The sequence below is a fragment of the Ascidiimonas meishanensis genome, assembly GCF_037782385.1.
Lineage (GTDB): Bacteria > Bacteroidota > Bacteroidia > Flavobacteriales > Flavobacteriaceae > Ascidiimonas > Ascidiimonas meishanensis.
In genome coordinates this window covers 1-16,011 of sequence record NZ_JBBEXD010000010.1, presented here as the reverse complement: position 1 = coordinate 16,011, position 16,011 = coordinate 1, and the positions used below count along the sequence as shown (strand labels likewise).

12 protein-coding genes are annotated in these 16,011 nt (G+C 37.4%); 2 read left to right on the top strand and 10 right to left on the bottom strand.

Going from position 1 to position 16,011, the window contains the following annotated elements:
* Window positions 1-58 precede the first annotated feature (58 nt).
* The 10 genes from WBG07_RS15520 to nagB form a co-directional block, all read right to left on the bottom strand.
* Window positions 59-478: a hypothetical protein gene (locus WBG07_RS15520; protein WP_340202514.1), complete on the bottom strand. Its 420-nt coding sequence runs from the start codon at window positions 476-478 to the stop codon at window positions 59-61.
* A 1,446-nt stretch (window positions 479-1,924) separates the two neighbouring features.
* Window positions 1,925-4,057, bottom strand: coding sequence for a methylmalonyl-CoA mutase (gene scpA / locus WBG07_RS15515; RefSeq protein ID WP_340202513.1), 2,133 nt, complete (start codon window positions 4,055-4,057; stop codon window positions 1,925-1,927).
* Window positions 4,058-4,135: 78 nt separating this feature from the next.
* Complete coding sequence (locus WBG07_RS15510) at window positions 4,136-5,521, bottom strand: methylmalonyl-CoA mutase subunit beta (RefSeq protein ID WP_340202512.1); 1,386 nt, start codon at window positions 5,519-5,521, stop codon at window positions 4,136-4,138.
* Window positions 5,514-5,846 (bottom strand): FtsB family cell division protein, encoded by a 333-nt coding sequence (locus WBG07_RS15505; protein ID WP_340202511.1) that lies wholly within the window; start codon window positions 5,844-5,846, stop codon window positions 5,514-5,516. Before WBG07_RS15505 ends, WBG07_RS15510 begins: the two co-directional genes overlap by 8 nt.
* A gap of 1 nt (window position 5,847) precedes the next feature.
* Window positions 5,848-6,456, bottom strand: a complete 609-nt coding sequence (gene udk / locus WBG07_RS15500; RefSeq protein WP_340202509.1) for a uridine kinase — start codon at window positions 6,454-6,456, stop codon at window positions 5,848-5,850.
* Between the two features lie 59 nt (window positions 6,457-6,515).
* A complete protein-coding gene (locus WBG07_RS15495; protein ID WP_340202507.1) occupies window positions 6,516-7,592 on the bottom strand; it encodes an anhydro-N-acetylmuramic acid kinase in 1,077 nt (358 codons plus the stop codon).
* Window positions 7,593-7,725: 133 nt separating this feature from the next.
* Window positions 7,726-8,991 carry an MFS transporter gene (locus WBG07_RS15490; protein ID WP_340202505.1) on the bottom strand — a complete coding sequence of 422 codons (1,266 nt, stop codon included), beginning with the start codon at window positions 8,989-8,991 and terminating at the stop codon, window positions 7,726-7,728.
* 83 nt (window positions 8,992-9,074) lie between these two features.
* Window positions 9,075-10,628, bottom strand: a complete 1,554-nt coding sequence (locus WBG07_RS15485) for a glycoside hydrolase family 10 protein (RefSeq protein WP_340202503.1) — start codon at window positions 10,626-10,628, stop codon at window positions 9,075-9,077.
* Window positions 10,629-10,934: 306 nt separating this feature from the next.
* Complete coding sequence (locus WBG07_RS15480) at window positions 10,935-11,531, bottom strand: LURP-one-related/scramblase family protein (RefSeq protein WP_340202501.1); 597 nt, start codon at window positions 11,529-11,531, stop codon at window positions 10,935-10,937.
* Window positions 11,532-11,924: 393 nt separating this feature from the next.
* A complete protein-coding gene (gene nagB / locus WBG07_RS15475) occupies window positions 11,925-13,886 on the bottom strand; it encodes a glucosamine-6-phosphate deaminase (RefSeq protein ID WP_340202499.1) in 1,962 nt (653 codons plus the stop codon).
* 156 nt (window positions 13,887-14,042) lie between these two features.
* Between nagB and WBG07_RS15470 the strand changes: the two genes are divergently transcribed.
* Both WBG07_RS15470 and murQ read left to right on the top strand, forming a co-directional pair.
* Window positions 14,043-14,792 (top strand): DeoR/GlpR family DNA-binding transcription regulator, encoded by a 750-nt coding sequence (locus WBG07_RS15470; RefSeq protein ID WP_340202497.1) that lies wholly within the window; start codon window positions 14,043-14,045, stop codon window positions 14,790-14,792.
* A gap of 4 nt (window positions 14,793-14,796) precedes the next feature.
* Entirely contained in the window at window positions 14,797-15,612 is an 816-nt protein-coding gene (gene murQ, locus WBG07_RS15465) for an N-acetylmuramic acid 6-phosphate etherase (RefSeq protein WP_340202495.1), read from the top strand.
* The last annotated feature ends 399 nt before the right edge of the window (window positions 15,613-16,011 follow it).

The window sequence follows — 16,011 nt, the reverse complement described above, 5'->3', positions numbered from 1 at the left end:
CACTGACGTTAGCAATTCCGAGTGGATTCGGACGTAGTCGAATCCGCCGTAATTGCGGTTATACATTGTTAGCAAATGGCGTTTTTTCAGGTGGTAAATTCAGTTTCGCCAATACTTTATTCAATTCAGTAAGCGAATCTTTTTCAATCAATTCAGTATTGATTTTTAATTCTTTTTTTTCTGTTTTTAGCGTGTAATCTCCAGCAAACTTTTTAATCCATTTTATTTCATTCAGATTTATTTTTTTCCAGTATCCATAAAGTCCATTTTTACGAATAGTTCCATTTTCTATAGTCAGATATTGGTTTGTCAAATCATATAAATAATGTCCAATGTATAAAATTCCGATGACTAAATATCCATATTCAGTCCACCGAATTTCATCATCAGTTGCAATACTTAAAGTTCCGAGTGCAATCCAAACTATTCCGAGAATTAAATTCACACGTAATCTTTTCTTTTTGAATTTTATTTTCATTTGCGTTTCGGTTTTTCGCTTTTTGCTAACTAGTTAGTAAACGCAATTGCGTTTACTTCTCTTATATTTATTTTTGTAATCAACTTAAAATCAATATTTTATCCGTTTTTGGTCGTTTGTAAACGCTTGTAAACATTTAGAAACGCTTAAGATTTCCATAGATTGCTAATTCAAACATACCAAAAATCAATGGTTTTTCTTATAGTCAAGCTACAAACACGTATTTATTCGTAAGAAAAAATAACATATAATTGGTATGCTTACGGCAAGGTAAAGAAGTGAATGTTAAAAAGCGTACGGGAATCCGTAAGGGTAGGAGTGGGTTGGAAATTGAATAACCCTTTTTGCTTTAAAAGTATTTTACCAGATCTGGTGAGCGCTTGGTTGTTAGCGGTAGGCTTGAAATAGCTTGGTACGTTTATCAGTGGCTATGGTATACTTACTTTTCATTTTCACCCTTCGGCTCCGCTCAGGGTTCAGAAACATAACAAAGAATTCCGAAGTATCGGAAGAGGCTTTCCCGGAGGTGTTTTTAAAAGTCTATCAACTTTTAAAACCGCAAACGCCTTCCTAAAAAGTCTCCAAGGCTTCGACTTTTTCTAACGGAAGGTATTTGCTACTCTTACGTGAAAGAATACTTTCTAAAAAGGATTTTTCACCGCGTGGGGCTTTTTGATTTTACTTCTTTTATTAAAGAATGATCATTTCGAAAGCCCTGTTTGATGTATTCTTACTGTTTTTGTTTATGGTTCATGAGAGCTAAACTTGCGATAGCTTGGTACGTTTATCAGTGGCTATTGTATACTTGCTTTTCATTTCTTTTACCCTCCACCCTTCGGCTCCGCTCAGGGTTCAGAAACATAACAAAGAATTCCGAAGTATCAGAAGAGTCTTTGTTTCTCCATAGGGCTTTTGCACTTCGAGTACTTCGAGAGCCTCAGTGCCCGAAGTAGTCTCAGTGGGCGGGATGCCTTAGGTGTGGAAAGATTTGTAATGAAAACATCGTATTTCAAGGGGTTTAAAGGGGCTTGGCCCAAAACCGTTTGTAAAATATTGCGTGGTTTTTTGCCTTTGCTGCTATTCTCAAAATGCATCTAAAGACCTATAAACTATATCCGTCAGTATAAATTATACTTCACAAAGGGGATTTCTGAGTAGGGCTAAGGCATATCAAAACCCCTTTTTCAGGAGGGTTTTAGTAAAACATGCGGAGGAAAGCGTGCAAACCTCCGCAGAAAAGTGTCTCAACATGCGGAGGTTTTGATCCAAACATGCGGAGCTTTTAGTCGGTTCCTGCGGAGGTATTTTTAAAACATTCGTTTTAAGCGTGTCCTTATTTTTTTTGATACTAAGACCTCAAAAGCGTGTAAAGTATAATCGATATTTTAAAAGAAGTGGTTTTAAATCAGTTTTGCCTTGCTGCCTTGCCGTTTGTTGTAGCAAGGCTTATGCTTCGTCTATTAAAATGGTGAGTATTTGTATGGCGGCTTCACTGATCTTGGTACCGGGGCCAAAAACAGCCAGGGCGCCTGCATCAAATAAAAACTGATAGTCTTGCTGCGGGATGACGCCTCCAACAATCACCATAATATCTTCTCTACCGTATTGCTTTAAGGCATCAATCACTTGTGGTACCAGTGTTTTATGCCCTGCGGCTAAGGAAGAAACGCCTAGAATATGCACATCGTTTTCAACGGCTTGTTTGGCGGCTTCTGCCGGGGTTTGAAACAAGGGGCCTATGTCTACATCAAAACCTACGTCTGCATAGCCTGTGGCCACTACTTTGGCGCCTCGGTCATGACCGTCTTGTCCCATTTTGGCAATCATAATTCTAGGTCGGCGGCCTTCCTTCTCTGCAAATCTGTCTGCCAGTTGTTTTGCGTTGGCAAAGCTTTCGTCATTTTGAATTTCTTTTGAATACACGCCGCTAAAAGATTGAATTTTTGCTTTATATCTGCCATAAACGGCTTCCAGCGCATCACTTATTTCACCAAGGGTTGCTCTTTCTCTGGCCGCAACAACGGCTAAAGCTAGTAAATTTTCTTCACCTGATTTGGCGGCATGGGTAAGATTTTTTAAAGCGGCGGCTACTTTTTCAGTATTTCTATTCTTTTTAATCGCCTTTAATTGGGCTACCTGTTGCTTGCGTACGTTTTCATTATCTACTTCTAAAATATGCAGCGGATCTTCTTGCGCCAGTCTGTATTTATTCACGCCTACTATAATATCTCTGGTGCCATCTATCTTGGCTTGTTTTCTGGCGGCGGCTTCTTCAATTCGCATTTTAGGAATGCCGGCTTCAATAGCTTTGGTCATTCCGCCAATTTCTTCTACTTCTTCCATAAGCGCCCAGGCTTTTTGTGCTATCTCATGGGTTAAGCTTTCTACATAATAACTTCCCGCCCAAGGGTCTACGGTTTTGGTGATGTTGGTTTCTTCCTGTAAGTAGATCTGGGTGTTTCGGGCTATCCGTGCCGAGAAATCCGTAGGCAAGGCAATGGCTTCATCTAACGCATTGGTGTGCAAACTCTGGGTGCCTCCAAAAGCGGCGGCGGCGGCTTCTATACAGGTTCTGGCTACGTTGTTAAAAGGGTCTTGTTCTGTAAGGCTCCATCCGCTGGTCTGGCTATGGGTACGCAGGGCTAAGGACTTCTCATTTTTTGGGCTGAATTGTTGTACCAGTTTTGCCCAAAGCATTCTTCCGGCTCTCATTTTGGCAATTTCCATAAAATGGTTCATACCCACCGCCCAGAAAAAGGAAAGGCGGGGTGCAAAATCGTCTATAGACATGCCCGCTGCCAAGCCAGTACGTATGTATTCCAGTCCGTCTGCCAGGGTATAGGCCAATTCAATATCGGCAGTAGCGCCTGCTTCTTGCATATGGTAGCCAGAAATACTAATGCTATTGAATTTAGGCATGTTCTTGCTGGCATATTCAAAGATATCTGCAATAATCTTCATGGAAGGAGTAGGTGGGTAGATATAGGTATTTCTTACCATAAACTCCTTTAAAATATCGTTTTGGATGGTTCCGGATAGTTTTTCCGGAGAAACGCCTTGTTCTTCTGCGGCTACAATATAAAAGGCCATAATAGGAAGCACAGCACCATTCATGGTCATAGAAACAGACATTTTATCTAACGGAATCTGATCAAACAACACCTTCATGTCTTCTACAGAATCAATAGCAACACCTGCCTTGCCTACATCGCCCATCACGCGTTCATGATCTGAATCATACCCCCGGTGCGTAGCTAAATCAAAGGCAACGGATAATCCTTTTTGGCCGGCTGCTAAATTTCTTCTATAGAATGCATTGCTCTCTTCTGCGGTAGAGAAACCCGCATACTGCCGTATGGTCCAGGGTCTTCGTACATACATGGTGCTGTAAGGGCCTCTTAAATAGGGGGGAATGCCTGCCGCAAAATTCAAGTGCTCCAGATGCGCGGTATCTTTTTTATGATAGGCGTTTTTTACCTCAATGCCTTCAGCGGTTTCAAAAGGGGCTTTTGAAATGCTCTCAGTAGGTGTTTCCTGCGCTGCTATTTTTAGATGTTGAAGTTGCTTACGTGTACTCATAATAGGCTCTTTTAACTATTGGTTTGAAGCGTTTGATTAGTGCCTAACCCTTGCTTCTTACCATAGGTATTAACGATATTATTTTTCTTTTGCCAGACGTTGCTGTTCCCAATTTTCTGCCAATCTTTTTTCAAGAATAGGCTCTATAATGGTTTTTCGGGATTTTTTTTCAGGAAAAGGCGATTTCTCTAAGGAATCTTTCATCTGGTCTTGCGGATTCTCATACTTATTGGTTCCTACTAAAACCCGCTTTCCGCTATCAAATAGTTCTTGTTCCAGTGCCGCATTTTCCTTTATTTTACGCTGGATGTTGTGTTCTTTAAGCTGATTTAAAAACCCGCCCCCTTCTTCAATCTGTTTGAATAGTGAAAGGGCTTTTTGGGCTAATTGCCTGGTGAGCTCTTCTATATAATAGGCACCGTCTGCCGGATTGGCTACTTTATCAAAATAACTTTCATGCTTAAGAATGAGCAATTGATTTTTAGCAATACGGTCTCCAAACTCATTGGATGGATGGTACAAACTATCATAAGGTAAATTACAAATGGCATCTGCGCCTCCTAAAACGCTACTCATACATTCCGTAGTGGTACGCAACATATTTAGGTTGTAATCATAAATGGTTTTATTTCTTTTAGAGGGTTCTGCCAATATATAACAGTTGGTTGGAATGTGATATGCTTCGGCAAGGGTCTTATATAGGATGCGAAGGGCCCGCAATTTGGCAATTTCCATAAAGTAATCATTCCCTACGGCTACTTTAAAGCGTAAAGGGTTGTTTTGCAATATGTCTAGCCGCTCATTCTTTTCTAAGAAATTGAGATATTCATTGGCATGTGAAAGGGCATAGGCAAGTTGCTGTACCGCATTGGCTCCTGCATTTTGATACAGGGTGCTGTCTACAGAAATAACACTGACATTTTTGAGGGATAGTTGGCTAATGCTTGCCAGCTTTGCGTGATCTTTTTCAAGATTTTCATACCAATTGCCCGTTCTTGCAAGCTGTGCAATGAAATCTTGATCACAAAAGACCGTGCTGTTTTTGGCAGATGCTACCTCATTCAACTGTTGCACAAATGCTACGGATAGAAATTGAGGACTAAAGTAAAGCTGAATTTTTTCAGTGGCTATATTTTCTAAAAGGGTTTGAAGGTTGATGGTAGGAGAGTTAATGATAAAATCCAATGCTTCAACACCGTCTTTGATGGCGTTAAGTGCTTTTTTATTGGCAGTAACTTCATCAGTAACTTCTATGCGTTGTGCTACTTTCCAGGGGGTGTTTGAAATGGCTACAGCTAAGGGGTCTACCTCTTCACTGTGGTAAAAGGGTTTAATATCTATCCCTTCCAGTGTGCGGGTAATTAAGGTTTCATTATAATCGGCACCTTTTAGGTCAAACTGAATCTTTTGCTTCCACTGTTTTGCAGAAACTCCAGAAAACTCATTAAATAGTGGATTACTCATTTTCTTTAATTTTTAGGCTGTCCTCGTCCTCAATAATATAAATGTCTTCGTTTTCTTTTTTTAGATAATATTCTTCCCGGGCAAATTTTTCAAGTCCGCCAGCCTCATTTAGTTTTTTAATTACCTTTTTATCGCTCTCTATCTCCTTTTGTAAATGCTCTTTTTGTTTTTCCAGTTTTTTTATTTCTTGATTTAATTCGTGGTGAAAAAGGATAGAATTGGTGTCAAAAAATAACATCCAGACCGCAAATATGGTGAGTACTAGTACATAAATACTACTAAAGACTTTAAACCATTTATTTTTTAAAAGTTCTTTAAATGTCATCTTATTGAATGCGATTATTAATAATGGTACGTACAATATCTACGGCTACCGTATTGTATTTATTATTGGGAATAATAATATCTGCATACTCTTTCATAGGCTCAATAAATTGATGATGCATGGGTTTAAGGGTAGTTTGATATCTTGTAAGTACCTCTTCTATATCTCTTCCTCTTTCTGTAATATCTCTTTTAATACGTCTGATAAGTCTTTCATCTGAATCTGCATGCACAAAAATCTTAATATCAAACATATTTCTTATTTCTGCATTAGACAGAATTAGAATTCCTTCTACAATCATCACTTTTCTGGGATGCGTAAGAATGGTATCTGTAGTTCTATTGTGTTTTACAAAGGAATATACGGGTTGAGGAATAGGATCTCCTTTTTTTAATTGTGTGAGATGTGCTCTGAGTAAATCAAAATCAATCGCTCTGGGATGATCAAAATTTATTTTGGTTCTTTCTGCATAAGAGAGATGAGAGGTTTCTTTGTAGTAGGAATCTTGAGATATTACGCCTACCTCTTCCTCGGGGAGTTCATTTATAATTTGATTTACTACCGTTGTTTTGCCACAACCGGTTCCTCCTGCAATTCCAATGATGAGCATCTAAATTAATTTTAGCAAATTTAAGGATTGCAATTGAAACTCTTTATGACTTTAATCATCTATATAGGCTCATACAGAACACCGGAAGAAGAGTTTCTGGAAGCGCCTGTAACAGAGCGCAGTACATTTGTTTCTTTTTCTAGTCTTAACACGCCCATTAGGGCAAATACCAACGCTTCTTTAAAGTCTATAAGTACCGTTTCCGGGACTACTATTTTACTGTGGTTTTTGAGTTTTTCCTGCAATACCTCCATAAAAAAGCCATTTTTTGCGCCACCACCGGTGACTAACATCTGCGTGTCTGCACTGGAAAAAACCATTTTTGCATTGGCAGCAATCTGCGCTGTAATATGATGCACGCAGGTATGCAATACATTTTCTATGGTGTCTTGCGTTTCTTCAATAATGGGAACTACTTCTTTTAGAAACCATTCATACCCCAAAGACTTTGGAAAAGGAGCCTGGTAGTAGGGGAGGGCATTTAGTTTTTTTAATAAAGAAGGGTTTAAAGCACCACTTCTGCCGATACTTCCATCAGCATCATAGGGAAGATTAATTTTATTTACGATATAATTTAGGAGCATGTTTGCGGGTGAAATGTCATACGCAAGTCGTTCTCCATTTTTTTCAAAAGAGAAATTGCTAATGCCTCCTACATTCAAACAGAAATCATAGTTGCTAAAAAAGATACGGTCTCCAATAGGTACAAAAGGCGCGCCTTGTCCGCCCAAGGTAAGATCATTACTTCTAAAATCACAGACCACCTTCACACCACAGCTATTTGCTAAATGTTGACCGGAACCTATTTGATAGGTGAATCCTTTTTCTGGTTGATGAAAAACGGTATGCCCATGCGATGAAATAAGCGTAGGCTCTAATTTTTCTTCTTTTATAAACTGAGCCACCTGTTTGCCTAACCAACTCCCATAGCTGTTATGAAGCATAAGTAATTTTTCTGCACTTAGGTGTACCGCATTTTTAAGTTGGGCGGCAAAAGCGGGATCGTAAGCAACACTCCTAGTATTTACTATTTGAAAGTCCCAATGATTATCTTTCTTATAGATATGTGTATACACCATATCCAATCCATCTAAGGAGGTGCCAGACATTAATCCTATTACGTAATATGTACTCATTTGTAAGCTTCGTTTAACATAAAAATACCAGCAATTGGTTGCTGTTTAATATGAGTTATTTTAACTGTTTTTTAGCGCTATTTCTTTACTATAGCATTCAACCTTCAAAATATGGGCAAGGCAAGGCCTGTTTTTAGCCAGTTGCTTTTTTACCGTATTCATAGGGGAAATCTACTTTTTTTATTAGTATGATTGCTGGAATTGCTGCCAGCAATACCCAAACAAAAAAGAACGGATATCCTAAATATTCCTGTATGTAACCACTAATCATTCCGGGGAGCATCATTCCTAAAGCCATTAAACCAGTAGCAATGGAGTAGTGGGCGGTTTTAGAAATGCCTTCCGCTACATAAATTAAATACATCATAAAGGCCGTAAATCCAAAGCCATACCCAAATTGTTCTAAAATCACCACTGCCGCCGCTAAAATAACGGAGTCTGGCTGTGTAAACGCCAAAACAGCGTAAAAAGCATTGGGAATGTTAAGTGCCAGAATCATAGGTAACATCCATTTTCCCAATCCGTCTTTAGAAATAAGAATCCCTCCCAAAATCCCACCAAGTAACAAGGCAATAACCCCAAAAGTGCCGTAAATGAGGCCATGTTCTGAGGTGGAAAGCCCTATTCCGCCTTCTTGTGGGGTATCTAATAAAAAGGGGGCTGCCATTTTTACTAATTGCGATTCTCCCAGGCGGTACGTAAAGATAAAAGCAATACTCATCCAGATTTGTTTTTTTTGAAAAAAGCTGGTGAATACTTCTATAAAACTAGGTTTCTCTTCAAGGGCAACATCTTCATCTACTTCAGAAGTAGTAAGCATATTAATACAGGTAACCAGAAGCATAAGCCCCGCAGTAACCATCATGGTAACAGACCATGCATTTTGAGGGTTTGAATAGTGTTCTTCCATGAAACCTGCAAAAACTACAATGAGTCCTTGCCCTGTAATCATGGCTAATCTGTAAAATGTACTGCGTACTCCTATAAAGAAGGATTGTTTGTCTTGAGTTAACCCCATGAGGTAATATCCATCTGCAGCAATATCATGGGTAGCAGAAGCAAAAGCAGCCATCCAAAAGAAAGCAAGGCTTAAAATGAGAAAGGAGTTTGTAGGGAGCACAAAACCAATAGCCAAGAAAGCGAAGGTGATTAAAAGTTGCATGGCTAAAAACCATCTGCGTTTGGTAGATTTAATGTCTACTAATGGGCTCCAAAGTGGTTTAATGACCCAAGGGAGGTAGAACCAACTGGTATACAAACCAATGTCTGCATTACTTAATCCTAATTTTTTGTACATCACTACCGAAACGGTTATGATGATTACATAGGGCAAGCCTTCTGTAAAATATAGTGAAGGAACCCAAAACCAGGCATTTTTATTTTTTTTTGTTTCCTTCATACTTGTTTTTGTATCATATAATTGTAACGATTGCTTTTTGATGTGCCTATATTTTACCCAGGAATACTAGAGCATCCTCACTACTATAAAGGCAAATTATAGATAGAAAGGCTACCGTCTTTCTGCTCCTTAAAAGTAAATAAAAATGGCTTGCTTTCTTGACCATACTTATTGAGGTAAGAAATGGCAAAAATCTTTTTATGTTTTAGTAAATTTTGATCTAAAATAAGCTCCTTTTTAGTATCCAGGTATGTTTTAGTGAGGATGTTCTTTCCCGTTTTTAGATTGATGGCTCTCTTAGATTTGAATCCGTAGAAAATCAAGTACGGAGTTTCACTGGTGGTATGGGTTAGGGTAATTCTATAGTGTCCATTTTTTAAGGATGCCTTTTTTATGGTGGGGGCATCAAATGCTACAGGATCTTTCTTTTTAGGTGGGGTGAGGGCAGGATATTTATAGTATTTTCTTTTTAGATGTTTCACCACATCCTTGTTTTTTTCGGTTAACGATTTGGCACTAAAAAAAATATTCCCATCTACTTGTGCCGTGGTTCTAGCAAGACTTAATTGTTTAGGCAATTCCTTTTTCTTTTTCCATGCTTTATCTGCATTGTTTCTTATTTTGTACGGACCATTACCAATATACAATTGGGTGTCTTTTGTATTTTTAGACCACCAGTCTATAAGTTTAGAATGGCTTGCGGGAGGGTAATGCAGACTCCAGTAGAGCTGCGGAGCAATATAATCAATCCAACCATTTTTTATCCATTTTAAAGCATCTGCATAAAGATCATCATAGGTGGTTTGTCCTGCTCTGGTATCAGACCCTAAAGGATCTTTTGAGGCATTACGCCAAACACCAAATGGACTTATACCAAATGTTACCCAGGGTTTCTGAGCTTTTATAGCGGCGTGCGTATTTTTAATAAGTATATTTATATTGTCACGTCGCCATTCTTCAATGGACATACCCTCACCTGCATAATTCTGATAGGCTTCAAGATCATTAAAAACTTCACCTTTTATAGTATAGGGATAGAAGTAATCATCAAAATGAATTGCGTCAATATCATAATTCTCAACCACTTCATTAATGATGTTGAGAAGATGGTTTTGTACGTCTGGTAAGCCCGGATTGTAATAATATTTTTTTCCGTATTTCACCATCCATTCTGGGTGGGTATTAAAATCATGTGTGTCGCTTAGGATGTTTGTATTTAAGTCAAATGTAGCACGATAGGGGTTGAGCCAGGCATGAAACTCCATTCCGCGTTTATGGGTTTCCTCAATCATCCAAGGCAATAAATGCTCATAATCAGGTGAAGAAGCGCCTTCTTTGCCTGTTAAAAATCGGGACCAGGGTGCAAATTCTGAAGGGTAAAAGGCATCTCCAGCAGTTCTAATTTGAATAATAGCCGCATTGAAATGAAGTTGTTGATAGAAATCCAGCAGTTTTAAGAAATCCGTTTTCTTCTTAATGAGATCATCGGCACCGGAAGCTGGCCAGTCTATATTCACTACGGTAGCAATCCAAACCCCTCTAAATTCGGTTTTAGGAGCCCTTAAATTTTCAGGAAGTACACTCCCACAAGAAATAAAAATAGAAAGTAGACTAATTAAAATTAGTTTTTTAAACATGAGTGGAGATAGTTTTTATAAAAAATGCACGCTTTATGGTACTTGTGAAATATAATATTTTAGTTAGTTCTAAAAGAAAATATTGAGGTGATGCCTTATACAGATATCCTTAAATAAAGTAACTTATATGTAATTTATTTAATAATTCAAAGACCCTGTTTAAGATTAAAATAGAAAACTGAAATTAGATTGCACTCACATTAAATAGGGATTTAAAAGTATAAATGTACCAAAGAAAAAATGGAGTCTACTTTTAATTTCAGGGTGCATATCAATTGTTTCTGGAATCTGTAGGGCAAATCAATTTTAACCTCTTCTTCTTTCCAATAAGATCATCATCATAAGCCCCAGCATTATTCTGTCATCATCATCGTTATCAATATTTTTTAATTTGGTGACTTCAAACTTTCTGCCAAAAAAGGAGGCCTCTTTTTTTAGTCTCACTATAATTTCTCCCTTTTTATTGGTAACCGCATAAGAGGGATTAAAGAAATACCCTGAGAATATTCCTAAGATGGGGATTCCACCAAGTATAGAATCCAGCACTTTTACCCAGGCGTTTTCTTCTTTAATAAGATATTGGCTATTGGCAGATTCATCTATCAATTCATATTCTGCTTTCCAGATGGAGCGCCATCCTTTTCGAACCACTTTGCCGAATTCTGTACCATCTGTATCAAAAAAACTAAATGCTACGGAAAAATCCAGCCAACGGTCTGCTTTAATTCTATAGTTTATTTTAGACTTAGAGGTATCTGAATAAATGAGAACATCTTCTTTAAACTTGAACATCTTTTGTCTTACGTAAGCAACCATTTTTCCACGAGCATCTATTGCTGTGAAGTCGTTAGAAAGCGTACTGATTTTAAAGGTGAATTTAATTGGGAACTGTAAATTTTGCATGGATAAAAGAGCGGATTTAATTAAATATTGGTTGTACCCAAAAATATAGAAAAATTTCTAATGGGATTTAAGACTTTTATCCTGCAAGCCGGGTAAAGGTATTTTTATTTCAAATACGTTATTGCTAATAGGTATTTTTATCACATTTAGGGAATAAATATTCTTTAAAGAATGCTTTTTTTGTAGTGCTCCTATTTAAAAACTAGACTTTGGTGCGTATTTTGAAGCATAAAAAAGCCTACTTTAAGGGATCAACTCAAAGCAGGCAATTCTTGACTAAACCAAACCAATACTAAATAATTTACATGTAAGAACGTTAAAGGGGGTATTATTGTTTGTCACCAATTTTATAGTGTAGCATGTCACTTTTTTTAACGCTTTTTTCTGGTGAGATTAAAGCTTATTTTCTTCAAATTTATACCTTACAAAACCTTCAATAGCTTCATATTCTGCAAGGCCTAAATTATTATATCTATCTGCGGTATCTTTATTTCTATCTTCTGCCCGCTGCCAGAACTCTCTTTCATCACTTCCGGGGAACATAGCGCTATCTTTTTGAGACTGATGCTTAAAAATGGCATTTCGCTTTCTATTCATATCTTTGGGCCCAATGGGAACCGCCATTTCCATATCTGAGATATCCCATTCTTGCCAAGCTCCGCGGTATAACCATACATAACAATCTTTAATCCAATCAACTTTATCTTTAACCAATCTATCTATAGCAGCATAAACCACTTGTAAACAAACCCTATGGGTTCCATGGGGATCTGATAAGTCACCGGCAGCAAAAATTTGATTGGGTTTTATTTTATTTAATAAGTCGTACGTAATTTGAATATCTTCTTCACCTGCAGGTTTTTTCTTGATGGCTCCAGTTTCGTAGAAAGGCAAGTTTAAAAAGTGGGCATTTTTTTCGTCTACGCCACAATATCTGCAGGCAGCTAGTGCTTCTCCTTTTCTAATAAGACCTTTAAACTTTTGAATTTCTGGTTGGTCTATATCTCCCGGATGCTTTTTCTTCATAAACTCCCTCACTTTTTTAGCTAGCTGATCCATTTCTGTCTCTGCTTCATTTGAGCTTACAATTTCTTTAGCAAAATCTAAAAATCTAATTACCTCGTCATCAAAAACTGCAATATTTCCTGAGGTTTGATAGGCTACATGCACATCGTGTTGTTGGTCTACCAAACGCAAGAGGGTTCCTCCCATTGAAATTACATCATCATCTGGGTGCGGACTAAATATAACAGAGGTCTTTGGAAAAGGGTTTGCTCTTTCTGGTCTATTACTATCATCGTGATTAGGTTTGCCACCTGGCCAGCCTGTAATGGTTCTTTGTAATTGATTAAATACTTTTAAGTTAATTTCTTCTGCAGAACCTATTTCGGCAACCAAATTACCCATTCCATATTCGTTATAGTCTTCATTGGTAATCTTAAGAATAGCTTTGCTTAGTTTTTCAGATAACCAAATCACTGCTTTTTTTATCAGTGTATCATCCCAACTACATTCTGAGACTAACCAAGGCGTATTAATTCTGGTTAACTTAGAAGCAGCAGCCGTATCAACAATAAAAGTACAATCTGCATGATTTTGCAAGAAAGTAGCTGGAATAGATTCTTTGATTTTTCCCTCTACGGCTTCTCTGATGATGGAAGCTTTTCCTTCACCCCATGCCATGAGAAAAATTTTCTTTGCAGCCAAAATGGTTCCTACCCCCATGGTTATAGCACGAAAAGGAACATTTTCTTCTCCAAAAAAATCGCTGGCAGCGTCTAGTCTTGTAATCTTGTCAAGTCTTATTAAACGGGTTTTACTATTCACAGAAGAACCAGGTTCATTAAATCCAACATGCCCCGTTCTGCCTATTCCAAGAATTTGAATATCAATACCTCCATGCTCCTCAATACGTTTTTCATAAGATTCACAGTATGCTTTTACTTCATCAGGTGCCAAAGTACCGTCTGGCACCATAATATTATTTTCTTCAATATCTACGTGATTAAAAAGGTGCTCATCCATAAAGCGCCGGTAACTTTGCATGGCCTCTGGATTCATTGGATAGTACTCATCAAGATTAAAGGATATAACATTTTTAAAACTAAGCCCTTCTTCTTTATGAAATTGGACTAAATAATCATAAACTTTAGTAGGACTAGATCCCGTTGCCAAACCTAACACGGCATATTCCCCTTGCAACGTTTTTTCCTTAATACAATCTGCAATTTGCTTTGCAATATAAAAAGAGGCCGTTTGAGAGTTATCGTATACAAGTGTTTCAATCTTCTCGAATTTTTTAGATTCCAGATCAAACGTCATACTTTTTCCAGTAGTTTCTTGATTATTTTGCATACCCTTTATGTTTAAAAAATTATCTTTACTAAGCTTAAATCTGTGTCAAAGTACGTGTAAAAAATTCTAGTTTGCAATTTTTTGCAGTTTTTTTTGCAGTTTTTTTCTATTTATAGCGATTAGCTATGTTATATTTGCAACTATTAACTGTTTTATATGTTAAAAGAAGAAAGACATCAAGTTATTTTAAATGAAGTGCATATCCATAACAGGGTTTTGCTGCCCGATATTGCGGAAATCCTCAATGTTTCTGTAGATACAGTACGAAGGGATGTCAAAGAATTGCACGGTAAAAAGAAACTTAAGAAAGTACATGGAGGAGCGGTTTCCTTAGGTTTTAATATCTATAATTACAAAGAGGAAGATATTTATCTGCATCCTAAAAAAACCATTATCGCGCAAAAAGCAGTAAATCTATTAAAAGATGGTCATGTGGTATTGATAGATGGTGGTACAACGAATCTTGAAATTGCAAGAATGTTACCTCCTAAGCTTAAGTTAACTTTTTTTACTCCGAGTCTTCCAGTTGCTATGCAATTATTAGCACATCCTAATTCCCGGGTAATTTTTATAGGAGGCGAACTTTCAAAAGATGCACAGGTGTCTATAGGAGGTACTGCCATAACAATGCTAGCAGATATAAGACCAGATATATGTTTCCTTGGAACAGGATATCTTGATCCAGTAAGAGGTCTCACAGAGTTTGATTGGGAAATAATACAGTTAAAAAGAGCCATGATTAAAGCCGCTAAAAAAACGGTGCTTTTAACTATTTCAGATAAATTAAACTCATCTCAACGATATAAAACCTGTGATCTTGATAGGATGGATACACTTATTACCGAACTGAATCCAGACTCTGAAGAATTGAAACCATTTAGAAACGACACGACTCATTTCCTGTAAGCCTATGAAAAAGCATAGAACAATCACAGAAGAAGCTTCTTTGTATAATGAATTAGAATCTATGGCAACCATGGATATTCTTTTGAATATTAATAATGAAGATAAGAAGATAGCAGACGCGGTATGCAGTGTTACTCCTCAAATAGCGAAATTGGTAGATATGCTTGCAGAACGTTTTGAAAATGGCGGCCGATTATTTTATATTGGAGCAGGCACCAGTGGTAGGCTAGGGGTACTAGATGCTTCAGAAATTCCTCCTACGTTTGGCTTGCCACATGACCGCGTTATAGGATTAATTGCTGGCGGGGATGGTGCTATTAGGAAAGCAGTAGAATTTGCAGAAGATGATACATTACAGGCTTGGAAAGATTTGTCAATGCATACTATTAACAAAAATGATACGGTGGTAGGTATTGCAGCCTCAGGCACTACACCATACGTATTAGGAGGTGTTAAAGCGGCCAGAGAACATGGAATACTTACAGCAGGTATCACTAATAATCCCGGTTCACCATTGGCAAAATCAACAGACATACCTATAGAAGTAATGGTAGGTCCGGAATTTGTTACAGGAAGTACCCGGATGAAAAGCGGGACTTCTCAAAAGTTGGTCTTAAATATGATTTCTACCGCACTCATGATTAAAATAGGTCGTGTAAAGGGCAACAAAATGGTGAATATGCAACTTAGTAATAATAAGTTGGTAGATCGCGGTATTCGTTATATCATGGAAGAATTGGAAGTCTCCAAGGAAGAAGCGGGGATTTTATTAAAAAAGCATGGTTCTGTTAAAGAAGCAATTACAGCAAAAAATAAGTAAATTCATTAATTTTCACATCTTTTTCCTTCAAATTTGTTGTTTTAATAATTTGAATTTTAGACATCTACAGTATTTAAGCTAGGTATCAAATGGTCTGTAAGAGCAGATTTAATTCGTTTTTAGCGTAGGCGAAAATCATATTCTTAGAATTTTACAACAAAACTACCTGTACTTACAACACTTTTTTTATAATTACCACTTTCTCCACTATCTTGTAGTTACCAAATTATGAATATTAAAAAGCCCTTATGGTGTGAATACTAAAATTTAGTGTTTCACACTTTTAACCTAAATAGTAAAAAGGTAATTTTTTTGACGTAGCTACGTATAGCTAAAAATTTGTTGGAAACTTTACCTTATACAGATAACCTTATGCGACCTACTTATAGAATACTGAAA

Excerpts from the sequence above, each read along its gene's own strand:
- WBG07_RS15520 (WP_340202514.1), bottom strand. The coding sequence starts at position 478 with ATGAAAATAAAATTCAAAAAGAAAAGATTACGTGTGAATTTAATTCTC.
- scpA (WP_340202513.1), bottom strand. The coding sequence starts at position 4,057 with ATGAGTACACGTAAGCAACTTCAACATCTAAAAATAGCAGCGCAGGAA.
- WBG07_RS15510 (WP_340202512.1), bottom strand. The coding sequence starts at position 5,521 with ATGAGTAATCCACTATTTAATGAGTTTTCTGGAGTTTCTGCAAAACAG.
- WBG07_RS15505 (WP_340202511.1), bottom strand. The coding sequence starts at position 5,846 with ATGACATTTAAAGAACTTTTAAAAAATAAATGGTTTAAAGTCTTTAGT.
- udk (WP_340202509.1), bottom strand. The coding sequence starts at position 6,456 with ATGCTCATCATTGGAATTGCAGGAGGAACCGGTTGTGGCAAAACAACG.
- WBG07_RS15495 (WP_340202507.1), bottom strand. The coding sequence starts at position 7,592 with ATGAGTACATATTACGTAATAGGATTAATGTCTGGCACCTCCTTAGAT.
- WBG07_RS15490 (WP_340202505.1), bottom strand. The coding sequence starts at position 8,991 with ATGAAGGAAACAAAAAAAAATAAAAATGCCTGGTTTTGGGTTCCTTCA.
- WBG07_RS15485 (WP_340202503.1), bottom strand. The coding sequence starts at position 10,628 with ATGTTTAAAAAACTAATTTTAATTAGTCTACTTTCTATTTTTATTTCT.
- WBG07_RS15480 (WP_340202501.1), bottom strand. The coding sequence starts at position 11,531 with ATGCAAAATTTACAGTTCCCAATTAAATTCACCTTTAAAATCAGTACG.
- nagB (WP_340202499.1), bottom strand. The coding sequence starts at position 13,886 with ATGCAAAATAATCAAGAAACTACTGGAAAAAGTATGACGTTTGATCTG.
- WBG07_RS15470 (WP_340202497.1), top strand. The coding sequence starts at position 14,043 with ATGTTAAAAGAAGAAAGACATCAAGTTATTTTAAATGAAGTGCATATC.
- murQ (WP_340202495.1), top strand. The coding sequence starts at position 14,797 with ATGAAAAAGCATAGAACAATCACAGAAGAAGCTTCTTTGTATAATGAA.